General features: G+C 70.8%; 18 protein-coding genes. 10 read left to right on the forward strand and 8 right to left on the reverse strand.

Annotated features, from left to right (window positions below):
• Positions 1-51: 51 nt before the first annotated feature.
• The 5 genes from sucB to ACIA5C_RS28385 all read left to right on the forward strand — a co-directional run bounded on the left by sucB (position 52) and on the right by ACIA5C_RS28385 (position 5,716).
• Positions 52-2,007, forward strand: a complete 1,956-nt coding sequence (gene sucB / locus ACIA5C_RS28365; RefSeq protein WP_396059861.1) for a 2-oxoglutarate dehydrogenase, E2 component, dihydrolipoamide succinyltransferase — start codon at positions 52-54, stop codon at positions 2,005-2,007.
• 84 nt (positions 2,008-2,091) lie between these two features.
• Entirely contained in the window at positions 2,092-3,003 is a 912-nt protein-coding gene (locus ACIA5C_RS28370; protein WP_396059863.1) for a TIGR01777 family oxidoreductase, read from the forward strand.
• Between the two features lie 19 nt (positions 3,004-3,022).
• The gene (locus ACIA5C_RS28375; RefSeq protein WP_396059865.1) at positions 3,023-4,900 is read left to right on the forward strand and encodes a DUF2079 domain-containing protein; all 1,878 of its coding nucleotides are present in this window, start codon (positions 3,023-3,025) and stop codon (positions 4,898-4,900) included.
• A gap of 22 nt (positions 4,901-4,922) precedes the next feature.
• On the forward strand, positions 4,923-5,552 hold the full coding sequence (lipB, locus tag ACIA5C_RS28380; protein ID WP_396059867.1) for a lipoyl(octanoyl) transferase LipB: 630 nt from the start codon (positions 4,923-4,925) through the stop codon (positions 5,550-5,552).
• Positions 5,552-5,716, forward strand: coding sequence for a peptide ABC transporter substrate-binding protein (locus tag ACIA5C_RS28385; protein ID WP_396059869.1), 165 nt, complete (start codon positions 5,552-5,554; stop codon positions 5,714-5,716). Before lipB ends, ACIA5C_RS28385 begins: the two co-directional genes overlap by 1 nt.
• 79 nt (positions 5,717-5,795) lie before the next feature.
• Here the strand turns inward: ACIA5C_RS28385 and aspS are convergent, their stop codons facing one another.
• Entirely contained in the window at positions 5,796-7,058 is a 1,263-nt protein-coding gene (aspS, locus tag ACIA5C_RS28390) for an aspartate--tRNA(Asn) ligase (RefSeq protein ID WP_396059871.1), read from the reverse strand.
• 361 nt (positions 7,059-7,419) lie between these two features.
• On the opposite strand from aspS, the gene lipA reads away from it, so the two are divergent.
• Entirely contained in the window at positions 7,420-8,343 is a 924-nt protein-coding gene (gene lipA, locus ACIA5C_RS28395) for a lipoyl synthase (protein ID WP_396059873.1), read from the forward strand.
• A gap of 107 nt (positions 8,344-8,450) precedes the next feature.
• The gene (locus tag ACIA5C_RS28400; RefSeq protein ID WP_396059876.1) at positions 8,451-9,434 is read left to right on the forward strand and encodes a hypothetical protein; all 984 of its coding nucleotides are present in this window, start codon (positions 8,451-8,453) and stop codon (positions 9,432-9,434) included.
• A 341-nt stretch (positions 9,435-9,775) separates the two neighbouring features.
• Here ACIA5C_RS28400 and ACIA5C_RS28405 read toward each other — a convergent pair whose 3' ends face one another.
• The 3 genes from ACIA5C_RS28405 to ACIA5C_RS28415 all read right to left on the reverse strand — a co-directional run bounded on the left by ACIA5C_RS28405 (position 9,776) and on the right by ACIA5C_RS28415 (position 13,581).
• Positions 9,776-10,228 (reverse strand): hypothetical protein, encoded by a 453-nt coding sequence (locus tag ACIA5C_RS28405; RefSeq protein WP_396059878.1) that lies wholly within the window; start codon positions 10,226-10,228, stop codon positions 9,776-9,778.
• Positions 10,229-10,400: 172 nt separating this feature from the next.
• Positions 10,401-13,421, reverse strand: coding sequence for an AAA family ATPase (locus ACIA5C_RS28410; RefSeq protein WP_396059880.1), 3,021 nt, complete (start codon positions 13,419-13,421; stop codon positions 10,401-10,403).
• A gap of 10 nt (positions 13,422-13,431) precedes the next feature.
• Positions 13,432-13,581 (reverse strand): hypothetical protein, encoded by a 150-nt coding sequence (locus tag ACIA5C_RS28415; RefSeq protein WP_396059882.1) that lies wholly within the window; start codon positions 13,579-13,581, stop codon positions 13,432-13,434.
• Between the two features lie 162 nt (positions 13,582-13,743).
• Here ACIA5C_RS28415 and ACIA5C_RS28420 point away from each other — a divergent pair, with 162 nt between their 5' ends.
• Positions 13,744-14,436: a DUF4191 domain-containing protein gene (locus ACIA5C_RS28420; protein WP_396059884.1), complete on the forward strand. Its 693-nt coding sequence runs from the start codon at positions 13,744-13,746 to the stop codon at positions 14,434-14,436.
• 75 nt (positions 14,437-14,511) lie between these two features.
• Positions 14,512-14,730, forward strand: a complete 219-nt coding sequence (locus ACIA5C_RS28425) for a hypothetical protein (RefSeq protein ID WP_396059886.1) — start codon at positions 14,512-14,514, stop codon at positions 14,728-14,730.
• 155 nt (positions 14,731-14,885) lie between these two features.
• Here the strand turns inward: ACIA5C_RS28425 and ACIA5C_RS28430 are convergent, their stop codons facing one another.
• A complete protein-coding gene (locus tag ACIA5C_RS28430) occupies positions 14,886-15,275 on the reverse strand; it encodes an RDD family protein (RefSeq protein WP_396059888.1) in 390 nt (129 codons plus the stop codon).
• A 180-nt stretch (positions 15,276-15,455) separates the two neighbouring features.
• Here ACIA5C_RS28430 and glnA point away from each other — a divergent pair, with 180 nt between their 5' ends.
• Positions 15,456-16,880 carry a type I glutamate--ammonia ligase gene (glnA, locus tag ACIA5C_RS28435; protein WP_396059890.1) on the forward strand — a complete coding sequence of 475 codons (1,425 nt, stop codon included), beginning with the start codon at positions 15,456-15,458 and terminating at the stop codon, positions 16,878-16,880.
• Between the two features lie 39 nt (positions 16,881-16,919).
• Here glnA and ACIA5C_RS28440 read toward each other — a convergent pair whose 3' ends face one another.
• The 3 genes from ACIA5C_RS28440 to ACIA5C_RS28450 all read right to left on the reverse strand — a co-directional run bounded on the left by ACIA5C_RS28440 (position 16,920) and on the right by ACIA5C_RS28450 (position 18,903).
• Entirely contained in the window at positions 16,920-17,453 is a 534-nt protein-coding gene (locus ACIA5C_RS28440; RefSeq protein ID WP_396059892.1) for a hypothetical protein, read from the reverse strand.
• 32 nt (positions 17,454-17,485) lie between these two features.
• Complete coding sequence (locus tag ACIA5C_RS28445; RefSeq protein WP_396059894.1) at positions 17,486-18,283, reverse strand: class I SAM-dependent methyltransferase; 798 nt, start codon at positions 18,281-18,283, stop codon at positions 17,486-17,488.
• A 431-nt stretch (positions 18,284-18,714) separates the two neighbouring features.
• The gene (locus ACIA5C_RS28450; protein ID WP_396059896.1) at positions 18,715-18,903 is read right to left on the reverse strand and encodes a hypothetical protein; all 189 of its coding nucleotides are present in this window, start codon (positions 18,901-18,903) and stop codon (positions 18,715-18,717) included.
• Positions 18,904-18,907: the final 4 nt, after the last annotated feature.

Consider the following 18,907-nt stretch of genomic DNA (forward strand, 5'->3'; position numbering starts at 1 on the left):
CGCCCACAGCTGATCTCGTTGGTCCACGAAGCGGTTAAGGAGTTCTGAGACATGCCGACATCGGTCACCATGCCGCGGCTGGGTGAGAGCGTCACCGAGGGCACCGTCACGCGCTGGCTGAAGCAGGAGGGCGAGCGCGTCGAGGTCGACGAGCCCCTTCTCGAGGTCTCGACCGACAAGGTCGACACCGAGATCCCGTCGCCCGCCGCGGGTGTGCTGACCCGCATCGTGGTCGGTGAGGACGAGACCGCCGACGTCGGCAGTGAGCTCGCCGTCATCGCGGGCGAGGGCGAGGACGCCGGTTCATCCGAGCCGGCCCCGGCGCAGGAGCAGGCGGCGGCCCCCGAGCCCGAGCCGGAGCCGGCCGCTCCGACCACTCCGTCGACCGAGAAGCCGGTCGAGGAGGAGGCCCCGGCGCCCCAGACCGCGTCCTCGGCGGCCGAGGGCACCGCGGTCAAGATGCCGGCGCTCGGCGAGAGCGTCACCGAGGGCACCGTGACGCGCTGGCTCAAGCAGGTCGGCGACACGATCGAGGTCGACGAGCCGCTGCTCGAGGTCTCCACCGACAAGGTCGACACCGAGATCCCGTCGCCGGTGGCCGGCACGGTCCTCGAGATCAAGGTCCCGGAGGACGAGACGGCCGACGTCGGCGCCGACCTCGCCATCATCGGCACCCCGGGCGGGGCGCCCGCCGCCGCTCCGGCCCCCGAGCAGACTCCGGCCCAGCAGACTCCGGCCCAGCAGACTCCGGCCCAGCAGACTCCGGCCCAGCAGGCCCCGGCCCAGCAGGCCCCGGCCCAGCAGGCCCCGGCCGCTCAGACTCCGGCTCCGCAGCAGGCTCCGGCTCCCCAGCAGGAGTCGGCGCCGGCCGAGGAAGCGCCGCGCATCGAGTCGGCCCCCGCGCCCGACCTGTCACCGGCCGGCGAGTCCTACTCCGAGCCGGCCCCGGCCGCCGAGGTCTCCAGCGACCCGGCCAAGGCCGAGGCGGAGGCCGAGCCGCCCGCGCCGACCACCGGCTTCGCGCCCGACCCCACCCAGGTCAAGGCCAACGGCGCCGGCGACGCCGGATACGTCACGCCGCTCGTCCGCAAGCTGGCCGCCGACAAGGGCGTCGACCTGTCGTCGCTCGCCGGCACCGGCGTCGGCGGGCGCATCCGCAAGCAGGACGTGCTGGATGCGGCCGAGAAGGCGGCCGAGAAGGCTGCGGCGGCCGAGGCCGCTCCCGCGGCCGCTCCGGCCCGGTCGGCTCCCGCGGCCGCCCCGGCCAAGGCGGCACCGAGCCCGCTGCGCGGCCGCACCGAGAAGCTCACCCGCACCCGGGCCACCATCGCCCGGCGCATGGTCGAGTCGCTGCAGATCTCGGCCCAGCTGACCACGGTGGTCGAAGTCGACCTCACCCGGGTCGCCCAGCTGCGCGCCCGGGCCAAGGAGGCGTTCCAGGCCAAGCACGGCGTCAAGCTGACCTACCTGCCGTTCCTGGCGCTGGCCACGATCGAGGCGCTCCAGCAGCACCCGGTGGTCAACTCGTCGATCGACGTCGAGGCCGGCACGGTCACCTACCACGACGGCGAGCACCTGGGCATCGCGGTCGACACGCCCAAGGGCCTGATCGTCCCGGTGATCCGCGACGCCGGCGACCTCAACCTGGCCGGCCTGGCCAAGCGGATCGCCGACGTGGCCGACCGCACCCGCAACAACAAGATCAGCCCGGACGAGCTGTCGGGCGGCACGTTCACGCTGACCAACACGGGCAGCCGGGGCGCGCTCTTCGACACCCCGATCATCAACCAGCCGCAGGTCGGCATCCTCGGCACCGGCGCCCTGGTCAAGCGCGCCGTGGTCATCGACGACCCCGAGCTGGGCGAGATCATCGTGCCGCGTTCGATGATGTACCTGGCGCTCAGCTACGACCACCGGATCGTGGACGGCGCCGACGCCGCCCGCTTCCTGGTCACGCTGAAGGAGCGCCTCGAGGCCGGACACTTCGAGGCCGAGCTCGGCATCTGACACTGCGTACGCAACGAAGCGCGCCGGGAACTCCCGGCGCGCTTCTTCGTTTTGAACCTGTTCTAGATCGGGAATGATGCAGTCATGCGGATCCTGATGGCCGGCGCGTCCGGTTTCCTCGGCACGCGGCTGGTCGAGCGGCTGCGGGCGAGCGGGCACGATGTGACCCGGTTGGTGCGGCGCCCGGCCTCGGAGCCCGACGAGATCACCTGGGAGCCCTCGCAGGGGCGGCTCGACCCGGCCGTCGTCGCGGCGGCCGACACGGTGATCAACTTGGCCGGCGCCGGCGTGGGCGACCACCGGTGGACACCGCGCTACAAGAGCCTGCTGCGCTCCAGCCGGGTCGACAGCACCGGCACGATCGCCCGCGCGATCAAGCAACTGCCGGCGGCCGACCGGCCGGGCACGCTGCTGCAGGCGTCGGCGGTCGGCTGGTACGGCGACACCGGCGACCGCGAGGTGACCGAGGAGGAGCCGGCCGGCCGCACGTTCCTGGCCGACGTGTGCCGGGTCTGGGAGGCGGCCGCCCGGCCGGCCGAGGACGCCGGCACCCGCGTCGTGCCGATGCGCACCGGGCTGGTCCTCGACCCGGGCGCCGGGCTGCTCAAGCCGCTGCTGCTGCCGTTCAAACTGGGCGGTGGCGCCCGCATCGACGCCGGCCGCCAGTGGATGCCCTGGATCGGGCTGGCCGACTGGATGGACGCGGCCGAGTTCCTGCTCACCCACGACGAGGTGGCCGGGCCGGTCAACATGGTCGGGCCGCAACCGGTCACCAACGCCGAGTTCACCAAGGCGCTCGGCCGGGCCGTGCACCGGCCGGCCCTGCTCGTCGTGCCGAGCGTGGTCATCCGGGCCGCGCTCGGCGAATTCGGCGGCGAGATCCGCAACAGCCAGCGGGTGCTTCCGTCGGTGCTCGAGCGGGCCGGGTTCCGGTTCACCTACGCCGACATCGACAGCGCGCTCCGGAACGCGCTGAATCGTGAACCTTCGGCGTGAGCTTGCTAACCTGCGGCTGATGTCCGTCGCCGCCAAATCCCCTGCCCCGTCATCGTCCGAGGACCGGCCCGCGCCTCCCGCGCGGCCCACGGCCCGGGCCTGGCGCGCCCACGTCATCGTGGCGGTCATCGCGCTCGCGATGGCCTTCTACGTCACGTACGGGCTGTGGATCGACCCGCAGGGGCACACCATCGCGGGCAACGTCGGCGACCAGTCGTTCTTCGAATGGACCCTGGGGTACGGGGTCTATCTGCTCCAGCACGGCGGCAACCCGTTCTTCACCCCGCTGCTGAACGCCCCGCTCGGGGTCAACCTGGCCGCCAACACGTCGATCACGGTCTACGCGATCGTGCTCGCGCCGCTCACCAAGCTGGCCGGCCCGCAGGTCAGCTTCGTCACCGTGCTCACGCTCAACCTGGCCGGCTCGGCGTACGCCTGGTTCCTGTTCCTCAGCCGGTGGGTGGTCCGCCATCGGCTCGCGGCCGCGGCCGCCGGGCTGTTCTGCGGGTTCGCGCCCGGCTTCGTCTCGCACGCCAACGGTCACCTCAACTGGACGTCCGGCTGGATCGCCCCGCTGGTGCTGTGGCGGCTGTTCAAGCTGAGGGCGGACGGCCGCCTCGGCTGGCTGCGCAACGGTGTCGCGCTCGGAGCGGCGCTCGGGCTCGGCTTTTCGATCGCCGCCGAGGGCCTGTTCTTCACCGCGCTGGCCGGCGGGGTGTTCGTGGTCGCCTGGGCGCTGCAGAAGCCGACCCGGGCCGAGGCCCGGGCCGCGCTGCCCGGGGTGCTGGCCGGGCTGGCGGTGGCCGCGGTGGTGGCCGGTGCGCTTCTGGCCTACCCGCTCTACATGCACTTCGCCGGGCCGCAGACCTTCGGCAAGACCGGGTTCAGCCAGCGTGACTACTCCGAGGACTTCGCGTCGTACCTGGCGTACGCGGACCGTTCGCTGGCCGCGGTGGCCGGGCTGCGCAACTCCCTGGCCGCCAACCCGACCGAGGAGACGTCGTTCTTCGGGGCGCCCCTGATCGTCCTGGTGATCGCCGCGCTGGTGCTGCTGTGGAAGCGGGCCGACCCGGGCCGGCGGGCCACCCTGCGCGCGCTGATGATCGTCGGAGGCGTCTTCGTCGTCATCTCGTGGGGGCCGCGGTTCCAGTTCTTCGGCACCGTCACGCCGATCCCCCTGCCGTACGCGATCCTCACCCGCCTGCCGCTGTTCGACGCCGCCCTGCCGGCCCGGTTCTCGCTGGTGCTGGTCGGGGTCTTCGGGGTGGTGCTGGCACTGCTGGCCGAGGAATTGCTCGACGGCAGGCCCGGCCCGCGGGCGACCATGGGTTTCGCGGCCTGGTTCGCGGTCGCGCTGGTGCCGCTCTTCCCGCTGCCGGTGCTCGTCTCCGACCGGGCACCCGAGCCGCGGTTCATCGCCGACGGCACCTGGCAGCAGTTCGTGCCCGACAACGGGGTGATCAGCGCGCTGCCGTTCGGGCTCAACGTGTCGGCGGACGCCCAGCGCTGGCAGGCCTACACGATGGCCCGGGGTGGCCCGCAGTTCCGCATCCCGGACGGATATTTCCTCGGCCCGGAGGCCGCGCCGGACCAGGACGGCGAGGTGCGGGGCCGCATCAGCGCGCCGCCCCGGCACACCGACTGGCTGTTCCTGCGGGCCGCGTTCTACGGCTACCAGACCAACATCACCAATCGCGACCGGCAGTGGGCGCGCGACGACTTCGCCTACTGGAACATCGACGCGGTGTTCCTGACCGCGTCGGTGACCGGTCCGACCGGGATGCTCGACCGGGCGGCGCTCGAGGCGACCACAACCGAGTTGCTGGGGCCGCCCGAGCACGTCGACGACGTGCTGGTGTGGCGCATCCGTCCCGGGCTCGATCCGATCGACCGGTAGGCACGGCGTTAGTGTGGGTCCCGTGACAACACCCACGCTCACCGTGCTGCGCCCGGGCCTGGTCGACTACCGCGAGGCCTGGAGCGAGCAGCAGCGTCGGCACGAGGCGGTGGTTGCCGGCGACCAGCCCGACACCGTCCTCCTGCTGGAACATCCCAGCGTCTTCACCGCGGGCAAGCGCACCGAGCCCGCCGACCGCCCGTTCGACGGCACCCCGGTGGTCGACGTCGACCGCGGCGGCAAGATCACCTGGCACGGGCCGGGGCAGTTGGTCGGCTACCCGATCCTCAAGCTGGCCGATCCGATCGACGTGGTCGCCTACGTGCGCCGGGTCGAGCAGATGCTGATCGATGTGTGCGCCGAGTTCGGGGTGACCGCCTCCCGGGTGGACGGGCGCAGCGGGGCCTGGGTCCGCGGCGACGGCACCCGGCCCGACCGCAAGATCGCGGCGATCGGCATCCGGGTCGCGCGTGGGGTGACCCTGCATGGGTTCGCCCTGAACTGCGACTGCGACCTGGCCAACTTCGACCGGTTCGTGCCGTGCGGCATCCGCGACGCCGGGGTGACGTCGCTCAGCGCCGAACTCGGCCGCGACGTGACCGTGGCCGAGGCGCTGCCGGTGGTCGAGAGCCACCTGTCTACCCTGTTCTGATGGTCTTCTACCGGGATCCGACGGACGGACGCGTGTTCGTGCCCAAGGAGGGCGGTGGGGTGTCGCTCAACTACGCCCACGGCATTTCCTGGGCGATTCTGATCTCCATGACGGTCGTCCCGCTGGTGATCGTCGTCGTGGTGACGATCGCGGTGCTGGCCTGACGACCCGATCAGATCCGTGCGGGCGGGCGGGGCTCGGCGCGTACATCTGAAGGCCGCGCCCCGCGGCCGTAAGCGATCGTCAGGGTTTGATGCGGTGCAGGTCGCGCGGGAAGGCTGTCACCTCGCGCACGTTGGCGATGCCGAGCAGGCGCGCGACGAACCTTTCCAGGCCGATCGCCCAGCCGCCGTGCGGCGGCATTCCGTAACGGAACGCGTCGAGATAACCCTCGTACGCGTCCAGCGGCTCCCCCATCGCCCGAATAGCCTTGACGTAGTCGTCATAAAGATGCAGGCGCTGGCCTCCGGTGACGATTTCCAGGCCCCGGAAAAGCAGGTCGAACCCGTTCGAATATGTCGGGTCGGCCGGGTCGGGGTGGGTATAGAACGGCCGTTTCCGCATCGGATAACCGGTGACGTAAACGAATTCCGAACCGTGCTCCCGCAGCGCCCATTCGCCTATCGCGCGTTCGTCGGCGGGCGCCAGGTCGGGCTCGTCCGGCGACGCCCCGGCGATGCGCAGCGCCTCGGCGAAGGGCACCGCCGGGATCTCGGACGGCACCTTGGGAGTCTGCGTGCGGGCGCGGGCCGTGATGGTCGCCATCATCACGCTGAGCGTCCGGGTCAGCGTGGCCATCACGTCGCGGTGGTCGGCGACGAAGCCCATCTCGGCGTCGAGCGACGTGTACTGCGCGAGGTGGCGGGCGGTGTCGCTGGGCTCGGCGCGGAACACCGGGCCGACCTCGAAGACCCGCTCGAACACCCCGACCATCATCTGCTTGTAGAACTGGGGTGACTGGGCCAGGTAGCCGGGGCGGCCGAAGTAGTCGAGCCTGAACACGTCGGCGCCCGACTCGGTGGCGCTGGCCACGATCTTCGGGGTCTGGATCTCGACGAAGCGCTGCTCGGTGAGTGCCGTGCGGAAACCGGCGACCGCGGCGGCGGCGGTTTTCAACGCCGCCCGGCGGGCCGGGTGCCGCAGCGCGAGTGCCGCGTGGTCGAGCTGGGTCGGCAGGGTCGCGGCCAGAGCGGGTCTGTGCAGCTCAAACGGTATTTCGGCCGCCTTCGCCAGCAGTGTCACGGCCGGCTCGGTCAGCTCGACGCCGCCCGGAGCCTGCTCGTTGGCGGTCACCGTGGCCGTGACCTCGACCACGCTCTCCTCGGTGAGGTCCTCGAGCTGCGCCCTCGCCTCGGTCGACGAGACGACGATCTGCGCCAGGCCCTCGGCGTCCCTCAAGATCAGGAACGCGACGGATTTGAGAAGCCGCCGGCGGTGGATCCAGCCCGCGACCGTGACGGTCGCGCCGATGTGCGCCTTGAGCTGGCTGGAGAGGATGCGTTGCATAACGTGGGACCTCCTCTGGTCGGCAACGCGGCCCCAGGGAGGTGTGGGCGAGCGGGAACCTCGCGGTGCCACCACACCTTCGCGCCTCCTTTGATCGGCGGGCGCCTCTTGGTCGTGCAACGGCTCTTGAGTGTCTTCACGCCCCGGCGCACGGGCCACCTTCACAGCTCGTGGTGGCTCTCTCGGCCGGCCGATCGGGGCGTTACTTGGCTCCGTCACTGCCGTCGACGAACCTTAACGTTCGGGGACCTGCAGGAGAAAGGCAATTTACGGCGTACGGGTGAGGGCAGTCACATCACCGTTCACGTGAGCCTCGTCGCCCCTGTCTTGGCACCGCCCTATTCAGGCGTAGCCTCGGGGCGTGACTATTGCTCCCGAGGGCCGCCGCATGCTGCGCATCGAAGCGCGCAACGCCGAAACTCCCATCGAGCGGAAGCCTCCGTGGATCAAGGTCAAAGCCAAGATGGGCCCCGAATACACGCAGATGCGCGGGCTGGTGCAGAAGGAAGGCCTGCACACGGTCTGTCAGGAGGCCGGCTGCCCCAACATCTACGAGTGCTGGGAAGACCGCGAGGCGACCTTCCTCATCGGCGGTGACCAATGCACCCGCCGCTGCGACTTCTGCCAGATCGACACCGGTAAGCCGGCCGAGTTCGACGCCGACGAGCCCCGCCGGGTCGGCGAATCGGTGGCCACGATGGGCCTGCGCTACGCGACCGTCACCGGGGTGGCCCGCGACGACCTGCCCGACGGCGGCGCCTGGCTCTACGCGGAAACGGTCCGCCAGATCCACAAGCTTCAGCCGGGGTGCGGCGTCGAGCTGCTGATCCCCGACTTCAACGCCGACCCCGACCAGCTGGCCGAGGTCTTCGGTGCGGCGCCCGAGGTGCTCGCCCACAACGTCGAGACCGTGCCGCGCATCTTCAAGCGCATCCGGCCCGGCTTCCGCTACGAGCGCTCGCTCGACGTGATCACCCAGGCCCGGGCGGCCGGGCTGGTCACCAAGAGCAACCTGATCCTGGGCATGGGCGAGGAGCGGTCGGAGATCTCGGTGGCCCTGCGCGACCTGCACAACGCCGGTTGCGAGCTGGTGACGATCACGCAATACCTGCGCCCGACGCCGCGGCACCACCCCGTCGAGCGGTGGGTGAAGCCGGAGGAGTTCGTCGAGCTGAGCGCCGAGGCCACGCAGATCGGCTTCGCCGGGGTCATGAGCGGGCCGCTGGTCCGGTCGTCCTACCGGGCCGGGCGCCTTTACAAGCAGGCGCTCGAAGCGCGCGGCTGAGTCGCCCCCTTTTCTTCGGAGCCCCGGCGGTTCGCCGGGGCTTCGCTGTTTTCCGGCTCGCCCTCCCGGCTTCCCCGTAGCCTGGTGCAATCGGGACAAAACGGTTCTTGCTGGCGTTCGTCGGCGCGCTTTCCCTGACCGGCGCGGGCCTGGCACCGCCGCCCGCGGCGGCCGCCGCGGCCTGCGTATCGGCCGGCGCGGCGACCTACCGGCATTCGTTCGACGGCGGCGAGGGCGCCGCGCGGGTTGTTGCCGTACGCCCGTTGTGCGCCGGCCAGAAGCAGACGTTCTCGATGATCTCCTACACGACGTCGAGCGCAAGCTTCGCCTACCCGCAGTTCATCTACGACGCCGACCACGCCACGATCGACGCCGGGCACAGCACGGCACGCCTGGCCGTAGCCGTGCCGCCCTGCTACTTCCAGGTCGACCTGATCTTCGGCTCGGCACTGTTCGACGAGGTCGTCAACGCCGACTCGAACTACGCCAACCTCAAACTGGGCGCGCCGTACGGCACCGGCAGCCGCTCCGCCGGCCCCTACGGCGGCGACGCCGACGGCGCCACCCCCTGCACCCCGAAACCGCTGATCACCTACCAGAACGCGTGCGACGGCACCTTCACCGCGACCCTGGCCAACGACTCCACGGCCAACGTCGACGCGGTCTTCATCGTGGCCGGCCAGCGCGTACGCGTGAAGCCGGGCCACACGGTCCGCGCCCAGCGGCATTCCGGCAGCCTGAGCATCCGCGACAACACCTTCACCACCCACATCGCATCCTGGGAGAAGCCGGCGTCGTGCTCGTCGACCGCCGGGCCACCCACCGCCACGTCACCGCCGGCCGGTCCGGTGCCGCCGGCGCCCTCGGCCTCGGTCCCGGCCGGCGCTTCCGGCTCCCTCCCACCGACCGACGAGGACCCGACCTACGACGGCGGCGTCCCGATCAACGCGGGGGCGCCGACCTCGGCCGCGGCCGCCCCGGCCAGCGACTCGGGCAGTTCCAGCGCCCTGATCATCGCCCTGGGCGTCCTGCTGATGCTCGGCGGCCTGGTAATCCTGGTCCGGGTCCTGCGCACCTTCCGCCGCCCGTAACACCTCACCGCGAAGCGCGGTGCTTGCCGCTAGGGGCGCTCACCGCGAGGGGCACTCACTGCGAGGGGCACTCACCGCGAGGCACTCACTGCCCGGGGGCACTCACTGCCCGGGGGCACTCACCGCCAGGGGGCACTCACCGCCAGGGGGCACTCTCCCGCTAGGCGGGCCCCACCGCAAAGCGGGTCTCACCGCGAAGCGACACTAACCGCAAGAGGGCACTCACCGCTGGGAGGCACTCCTGATAGGGGTCGCACGCCGCTAGCAGGCACTCCCGCTCGGGGCACCCCGTTAGGCGGGTCCCACCGCGAAGCGGCTTCACCGCAACGGGGCACTCACCGCTAGAGGAGCACTCCCGCTAAGCGGGCGCTCACCGGTAGGCGGGCACTCACCCGTAGGCGGGCACTGACCCGTAGGCGGGCACTCACCGGTAGGCGGCCAGGAATGCGACCCACGCCGCCTCGCCGGCCACGAGGAGAACGCCGGCCAGCCGTCCGGCGAGCGATCGACTGATATTCAGGCTCGTCCCGCGCCGGCATGTGTAGCGGCAGCCGGCCGACCGGTAGCACAGCGAGGGCGGCAATCGCGAAGAACCCACCGGCGAACCACAGCGTCAGACGGTCGGCTCCCCCGGTGATCACCAGAACCACCACCAGCATGACCACCAGCGAGACCGCGCCGCGGCGGGTGCGCATGGCAGGAGCCCGCATCCAGCGCAGCACCGCGAGCATCAGCCCGCCGCCGATCACCGCGAACGCCCACGCCGCCCACACCGGCGCCGACCGCAAATCCATCCCCGGCCCCGTATCCCGCCCGCTGCTGCCCGCCGAATCGAGCGGAAATGATCTCATCCTGATGGATCTTCGCCCCGCAGGCCACCCCCACCCTTTCTGGGTGGGGCCCGATTCAAGCACCCCCCCACCGACAATTTCGGGCGCTTGCCCGCACAGGAGGCGGCCCGCGTTGTCAGTCGGCGAGAAGACCCAGCCGATGCGCCACCGCGGCGGCCTCGACGCGGTTGGCGACCTCGAGCTTGGCGATGATGCGGGAGACGTGGACGCTGGCCGTCTTGGGCGAGATGTAGAGGCTCTGCGCGATGCGGCTGTTGCTTTGCCCCTGGGCTACCAGCCGCAACACTTCCCGCTCGCGTGCCGTCAGGATCTCCGGGCCGTCGGCCGGTGTCATGCCGGTTGCCCGGACTCCCAGCCGCCGGGCCAGCACCTCGGCCTCCTCCAGGAGCGGACGGGCATCGAGCGCACCGGCGATCGCCACCGCCTCGCCGAGCGCCGCCGCGGCCGCCGCGCGGTCGGCCGCGCGGGCTTCGGCCAGCGACAGCAGCGCGCGGGCCAGCTCGTAGCGCTGCCCGTCCCGCCGCCACGCCTCGACCGCGGCCGCCCAGCACACCTCGCCGCCGGTGAGGAGCGCCTCCAGCGTGGCCGCCTGAGCTCGTTGGGCCGGATAGAGCTGCGGAACCCCAGCCGCAGCCTCGCGCAGCGCCGGCCACAGATCGCCCACGCCAACATCGGCCAGACCACGCGGGCCGTCGGCGACGCCACGCGAACCGCCGGCGGTGCCACGCGGGCCGTCGGCGCCCGCCGCAGCCTCGCTCGAGCGGCCCGCACCGATCCCAGCGCGACCCGCCGCAACCCCGCCCGGGCCGCCGGCCAAGATTGCGGCGCGGGCCGCCGCGGTCAGCATCGCCCACGCGTAGCGCGGACGCTCGGCCAGCCCCGGCTCGGCGACTGCGGCTCGGGCGGCGGTCACGGCGGCGATCGTGTCGCCGACCGCCATGGCCTGCAGGATGCGCAGCTCGTGCAGGCTGAACCGCTCCTCGGCGTGCAGGAACGGCCGGCCCAGCAGAGCGACCGCGCGCGCCAGCAACGGCGAAGCGCCCTCGTGGCCGCGGGCCAGGCGCAGCATCGCGCGCAGCCGCAGCCAGGGCAGCGCCAGCTTGCCGGGCGGGTCGAGGCGGGCCGCCTCGGCGAGCCGGGCGTCGGCCTCGTCCCAGCGGCCGAGGGCCATCAGGGCCTCGGCGTGGTTGGCCAGCAGGAACACGCCGGTGGTGCGCCCGACGCCGACCCGGTCGGCGTGCGGGACGCCCTCGCCGGCGGCCTCGGCCGACTCGGCGTAGTGGCCCAGTTCGAACTCGGCGTCGGAGATGTTGACCAGGGCGCGGGTCAGCGCGGACAGGTCGCCGGCCTCGCGGGCCCGGTCGGCCGCCGCGCGCATGGTGGGCAGGCCCTCGGTCGGCGGCATCTGGCCAGCGCACACCCGTGCGAACGTGATTTCGGCGTTGACCAGCGTCGACATGTCGCCGATGCGGGTTGCCTCGGCCATCGCCTCCTGGGCGACGACACCCGCGCGGGCGGCGTCGATGCCGGCCAACACGTACGCCACGTCGGCCAGCAACCGCACCCGGTCGGCGCCCGGTGCGGCCAGCGACAGCAGGCGATGGGCCTCCAACGTCTCGGAGCGGCCGTCGCTCTTGCCGGCGTTGCGCAGGAGCTTGGCGCGGCGTACGAGAAGGCGCGCCGCCCGCAGCGGCTCGGCCTCGGCGTCGAGATCGCAGAGTGCCGCCCGGGTGAGGCTGAGCGCCCGCATGTGGTCGCCGGAGTCGATCGCCACCAGGGCGGTCTCCTCGAGCAGGTCGAGGTGGTCGATGCCGAGCAGCTCGGACGCCTGCGGAACGTCCTCCCACAGCTCGATCACGCGGTCGAGAAGGCGCGCCTGCTCGCCGTACGCATAACGCCGCGCCGCCTCGTCGGCGGCCCGTTTCGCCGCGACCAGGGCCCGCGGATGATCGTGAGCGGCGTGCCAGTGATGGGCGATCTCGGCCGGCGCGCGGCCCATCGCGACCAGGTGCGGCTCGCTCTCGACCGCCTGCGCGTAGCGTGCGTGCAGCCGGGCGTGCTCCCCCGGCAGCAGGTCGTCGTGCACCGCCTCGCGGACCAGCGCGTGGCGGAACTCGTAACCCCCGTCGGGGTCGAAGCCGATCAGCTGGGCGGCGACGATGGTGCGCAGCGCCGACTCGAGTGACGCCTCGTCGACCCCGGCGACCCGGGACAGCAGCTCGTGACCGAACTGGTTGCCGCCGACGGCGGCCACCCGCAGCACGCGCTGGGCCGGCTCGGGCAGCAGGTCGACCCGGGACAGGAGCAGGTCGCGCAGGCTGGTCGGGATGTCGCCGCAGCGCGGATCGCCGGTCGACGCGAACTGCTCGATGAAGAACGGGTTGCCCTGGGCGCGCTCGTTGACCGCGTCGACGGTCGGCGGTTCGGGCTCGGCGCCGAGCAGGTGGGCCAGCATCTGGGCGGTGCCGTCGCGGTCGAGCCGGTCGAGTTCGTGGCGCTGCACACCGCGTACGCGGTCGAGCTCGGCCAGAAATGGCCGCAAGGGATGCCCTCGGTGCAGTTCGTCGGTGCGATAGGTGGCAATCAGCAGCAGGTGGGGCAACCGGGCGGAACGGACCAGGAAACCGATCAGGTCGCGGGTCGAACGGTCGGCCCAGTGGAGATCTTCCAGCACGAGGACGACCGGCTGGTCGGCGCTGAGCCGGGCGAACAGCTCGCCCACCGACTCGAGCAGCAGGCCGCGGCGGGCGTCGGTGACGTCGGGCGGCGGCCCCAGCTCGGGCAGCAGGCGCGCGAACTCGCGCTCGCGCCCGGCGAAGACCTCGGGCCCCTCGGCCCGCAGCACGTCGCGCAGCGCCCCGGCGAAGGGCGCGAACGGCAGACCCTCCTCGCCCAGCTCGAGGCACTGGCCGGTCAGCACGCGCGCCTGATCGGCGGGCAGGTTGCGCACGAACTCCTCGATCAGCCGGGTCTTGCCGACCCCGGCCTCGCCGCCGACCAGGACGGTCGACGGCTCGGCGCTGCGGGTGCGCTTCAGCGCGTCGCGCAGCACGGCCAGGTCGGGCTCGCGCCCGACCAGAACCTCGCTGTGCACATGCGCTGTCATGAGGTCGAGCATGCCATGGGGGTACGACATGAATCGCCCCTCAACTGTGCCGCCGCGGCCATCGTCCGAACCGGCGGTGCCGGCCCCGTCCGGCGCGCGCCAACCGATATTCGGAGGCCTGGCGGATCAGTTCGTCGGAGCGCTGGTGGTAGAGGTCGAGCTGGGCCTGGGGGTCGGTGTGCAGAAACATCGCGCTCTCCTTCGTCTTCGTCGTCGAGTCAAGACTTCGCGCGAAGGCCCCCGGCCGGCATGGGGCGGCTGCCTCATTTAAGGGCGGCGAACCCTCCTTACTTATCCACAGGCAGCCTCCCGGCCCGCGTAAGGAGGGTGAGTCCCTCTACACTTCCGGGTTATGGCAACAAAGCCCCAGGAGAAGGTGTCGTTCGGCGAGCGCCTGAAGCAAATCGGTCAGGTCATCAAGTTCACGGCACAGCAGGACAAACTGTTCGTGCCGTTGCTGGCCGGCGCGGTCCTGATCCCGCTCGCCCTCACCGTGCTCGGCATCGTCCTGGGCCTGAGCCTGATCTACATCCCGATCGGCATCATGGTCGCCCTGCTGGCCGCGGTCGTCGTGCTCAACCTGCGCTCCAACACCGCGATGATGAACGCGGCCGAGGGTCAGCCCGGCGCGGCCCCCCAGCTGATCGAAAACATGCGCGGCGACTGGCGCGTGCGCCCGGCGGCCAGCTCGACCACCCAGTTCGACATGGTCCACGTGGTCATCGGCCGCCCCGGCGTCATCCTGATCGGCGAGGGCCAGCCCCAGCGCGTCCGCGGCCTCCTCGGCCAGGAAAAGAAGCGGCTCTCCAAGGTCATCGGCAACGCACCGATGTTCGACTACGTGATCGGCAACGAGGAGGGCCAGCTCCCCATCCGCAAGATGCGGACCACGCTGATGCGCCTCCCCCGCAACCTGAACGGCAAGGACGTCAACGCCCTCGACACCCGTCTCGGCGCTCTGATGGCGCGCCCGCAGATGCCGAAGGGTGCCATTCCGAAAAACATGCGCCCCACCAAGGGCATGCGCCAGCAGCGCCCCCGCTGACTTTCGCTTACGCTCCTGCGGAGCGTCGCTTTCCCGTACGCGGGTGGGCCGCACCCGGCCAGCCGTCGCCGCCCCGTGCGTTTCCGGCGGGCACGGGCCGCTGACGAACCCGGCTCAGCGCCGGCGTACCGACCGCGACGGCCGCTCCGCCACGACGCCGCTCATGTCGACCAGGTCGAGGTCGTCGAGGTCGTCGAGGTCGTCGAGGTCGTCGAGGTCGTCGAGGTCGTCGAGGTCGTCGATTCCGCCGACAGGCCGGCCGCACTCTGCCTGGCCTCGCGATCCCCCACTTGACCGAAGTCAACTCGGCCGGTGCCGGACGGTGAGCGCGGGTGACGACCCGGCACCGCATATCCACACTGCACGGTCCCGGCGGACGGCCCTTCCGGTACGGGTGCGGTGCTCACCGCGTACGCCCGGGGAATGCGCCCCTCGGGCGCAAGAGGAAGTCAGGTTCTCCGGATCATGATCGAGCGGGCGGCGCGGTCGTGGAGGCCGCGGCCGTCGCCGTCGGAGATGACCGCCGGGATGACCAGGGCCAGAAGGATGGCTCGGAGGATGGCGCGGGGCAGGCCGATCGCGCCGCCGTCGACGGTCGAGACGCAGCGGATGCGGGCCACCCACATGCCGGGGGTCTGTCCGAAAAGGCCGACGAAGAACGCGTGGACCAGCACGAAGACGCCCAATTGGGGCCAGGGGTTGGCGCGCAGGTCGTCGACCAGCAGGCTGGCGACCAGTGTGCAGAGTGCCCAGTCGATCAGCAGCGCACCCAGTCGGCGGCCGAAGCCGGCGATCTCCGTCTGGGCCGGGCTTACCGCGCCGGGGGGCGATGCTGCCATGCCGACCAGCCTAACCGGGGCGGTTTGGGTGTCCGGAAGCGCGGGCGGCCCCGATCGCGATAGCCTCAGCCGGGCCGTAACACGACGGAAACAGTCGGGACACGCCGGGGCAACCCGGTGGCCATAGCGTCGCGACCAGCCTAGCCGCGTCCGCGCGTCGCGGAATAAACAGGAGGACGTGTGTTCGCCAATCCCGAGGAACTCCTGCGATACCTCACCGACGAGGACGTCAAGTTCGTGGACGTCCGGTTCTGTGACCTTCCGGGCGTGATGCAGCACTTCAACATGCCGGTCGAGTCGTTCGACGACAGCGTCGTCACCGACGGTCTCGCCTTCGACGGGTCCTCGATCCGTGGGTTCCAGGCCATCCACGAGTCCGACATGATGCTGCTCCCCGACGTCACCACCGCGTTCATCGACCCGTTCCGGACGCAGAAGACGCTGGCGCTCAACTTCTTCATCCACGACCCGTTCACCCGCGAGGCCTACTCGCGTGACCCGCGCAACGTGGCGAAGAAGGCCGAGACCTACCTGGCCTCCAGCGGCATCGCCGACACGGCATACTTCGGTGCCGAGGCCGAGTTCTACATCTTCGACTCGATCCGCCACTCGACCGCCGCCAACCAGGCCTTCTACTACATCGACTCGATCGAGGGCGCCTGGAACTCGGGCCGCGAGGAAGAGGGCGGCAACCGGGGCTACAAGACCTCCTACAAGGGTGGTTACTTCCCGGTCGCGCCGCTCGACCACTACTCCGACCTGCGCGACCACATGGTCCGCCGGCTGATCGACTCGGGCTTCACCGTCGAGCGCTCGCACCACGAGGTCGGCACCGCAGGCCAGGCCGAGATCAACTACAAGTTCTCGACGCTGCTGCACGCCGGCGACCAGATGCAGATGTTCAAGTACATCATCAAGAACACCGCCTGGGAGCACGGCAAGACCGCGACCTTCATGCCGAAGCCGCTCTTCGGTGACAACGGTTCCGGCATGCACACCCACCAGAGCCTCTGGCTGAACGGCGAGCCGCTGTTCTACGACGAGACCGGCTACGCGGGCCTGTCCGACACCGCCCGGTGGTACATCGGCGGCCTGCTCCAGCACGCGCCGTCGCTGCTCGCGTTCACCAACCCGACGGTCAACTCGTACCGTCGCCTGGTGCCCGGCTACGAGGCCCCGGTCAACCTGGTCTACTCGCAGCGCAACCGTTCGGCCTGCACCCGCATCCCGGTGACCGGCAGCAACCCGAAGGCCAAGCGCATCGAGTTCCGGGTGCCCGACCCGTCGAGCAACCCGTACCTGGCGTTCTCGGCCCAGATGATGGCCGGCCTCGACGGCATCAAGAACAAGATCGAGCCGCCGGCTCCGATCGACAAGGACCTGTACGACCTGCCGCCCGAGGAGTGGGGCAACGTCAAGCAGGTGCCGGCCTCCCTCGACGCGGTGCTCGACTCGCTCGAGGCCGACCACGAGTTCCTGACCGCGGGCGGCGTCTTCACCGACGACCTCATCGAAACCTGGATCGACTGGAAGCGCACCAACGAGATCGACCCGGTCCGGCTGCGGCCGACCCCGCACGAGTTCGAGATGTACTACAACGTCTGACTCGGGCACCACTTGGGGAACGGCGGTCATGCTCGGCGCTCAGCCGAGTGGGCCGCCGTTTCGCGCGTCCCGAGCGCCCAGCTCCGTAGGCGTGCGGTCAGTCGAGCCGACGATGCGGCGTGCCTCGGCGTTGACCTCTGCGTCGACGTCTTGTTCGGTCATGTCGGTGACGTCCAGGCAGTCGTAGACGTCGTCCAGTTCGACGAGGCGCTCAGCCTGCTCCAGCGTGTCGTGGCCGAAGGTGGTGTGTGCCCACACGGTCAGGGCGCTGGGCTCCATGCGTCCGGCCAGAACACGCCGAGCGAGTGCCTTGACCGCGGCCTCGGCGCCCGCGCGACTGCCTGGCGGGTAGTAGTCCAGACCGATTTCGTGCAGGGCTGCTTCCAGCAGATCAGGAACTTCCTGGTCGGCGTGCCGGGTGTGCACGCCGGCGAGCATGGCGAGGGTGCGACCGTCGTGCCCGGTGACGAGCAGATCGCATGCGGCGTCGACAAGTTCGGCGGCGCGGACATAGCCGACGCTCCAGAGAGCGGCTGCGTCACGGGCGTTGTCCAGGGCTTCGGCGGGTTCCACGGGCTCATGATGGATTAATGGCGAGGGCCGGGTCACGGTGTCTTGTGCGCGATCGCGAGCCGGGTTCTGTACTGCTTGATGATCTGTCCGTTGTAGACGTTATCGATCAGGTGGGTGATGCAGGCGAACAGCTCGCTGCGGGCCTGCGGTTCCATGGCCCGGTGGCCGGAGTAGGTCATGAGCAGCTTGAGGTACTCGGGGGCTGTGTACGTCTGTTGGCACTGGTAGCGGCGGAACTCGACTCGCCCGAAGCGTGCCGAACGGTCGAACTCTGCCGCTTCTTCGGGGCTCTCGTCATCGGTGGTCAGGCGCATACCGGGCGGCGTTCTGGGGTCGAAGCGTTCGTAGCATCGTTGCGCGTCGGCGAAGAAGGCATCCGTCCCGCCGGCGATGTGGTGGGTCGAGATGATGCCGAGGGCCCCGCCGGGACGCAGCAGCTCGGCTGCCTTGATCATGCGCACTTCGGGGTCAAGCCAGTGGAACGCGGTCGCGGAGAGCACCGCGTCGAAGGTGCCGTTCGAGGGCTGCCAGTCCTCGAACGCCGACGCGACGACGGTGACGTCCGGAAACTGTGCGAGATTGCGCCGGGCGACGGCGGCCATGTCGGGGCTGAGGTCCATCGCGACGACGGTGCATCCGAGTTGCGCCAGGGGCAGTGTCGCCTGGCCGGTGCCGCATCCGATCTCCAGCACCCGAGCGCGCGGGCCCAGGGCGGCGAGCATGGCGAGGTCGGTGAACAGCGGGGGTGGGTAGCCGGGACGGCATTGGTCGTAGAGTTCGGCGTCCTGGCCGAATGTGGTGCGCAGCATTTCTCGGTCGATGTCGGTCATGGTGATTGGTCATCCTTCAGGTGGCGCAGGCTGGGCTGATCGAGCACCCCAGGCAGAAACGGGCGTCACTGCGGAGTCCAGCCGTGGTCGGGTGGCCGCTGCGGGTCGGGCATGAGTACGTCGGACATCAGGGGTTCGGGAGAGTGCCGCGACGGCGGGGCTGTCGCTGGGCCGGGACGGCTCCTTGTCGGGGATGGGGTCCACGGGCACGCCCGGCATCTTCCCAGCGAGGGCCTGTCGTTGGCGACGGATTTCCGTCCCTCCGGCGGTCAGGATTGATCGTTTCCGCCGAGGTCGAGGTGGCGGAGCCCACCGCCGACGAGTTGGATGCCTTCGCGCCCGTTCAGCAGCCCATAGAGACCGCCGACTACCTCAGGCCCTTCACCTTTCGGTCCGACAGGCGTGCTATTTGAGCTGCCGCTCGTCGAACCCTATTCGACTGGCCGCCGACGTTTGGCCTCTCGCGCCTGCACGATGTACAGGCCCACGAATCCGACTGCGATCACCGGCAACGCAATCTGCTTCACGCCCCGGTTGGCGGACAGCAAGACGCCGGCGAAGGCCGCGAACAGGGCACAGTCGGCCACGATGTGGAGCGTACGTTTCGGCAGGGTACCCATATCG

It is taken from the genome of Actinoplanes sp. NPDC051343 (genome assembly GCF_044455125.1).
Classification (GTDB): domain Bacteria; phylum Actinomycetota; class Actinomycetes; order Mycobacteriales; family Micromonosporaceae; genus Actinoplanes.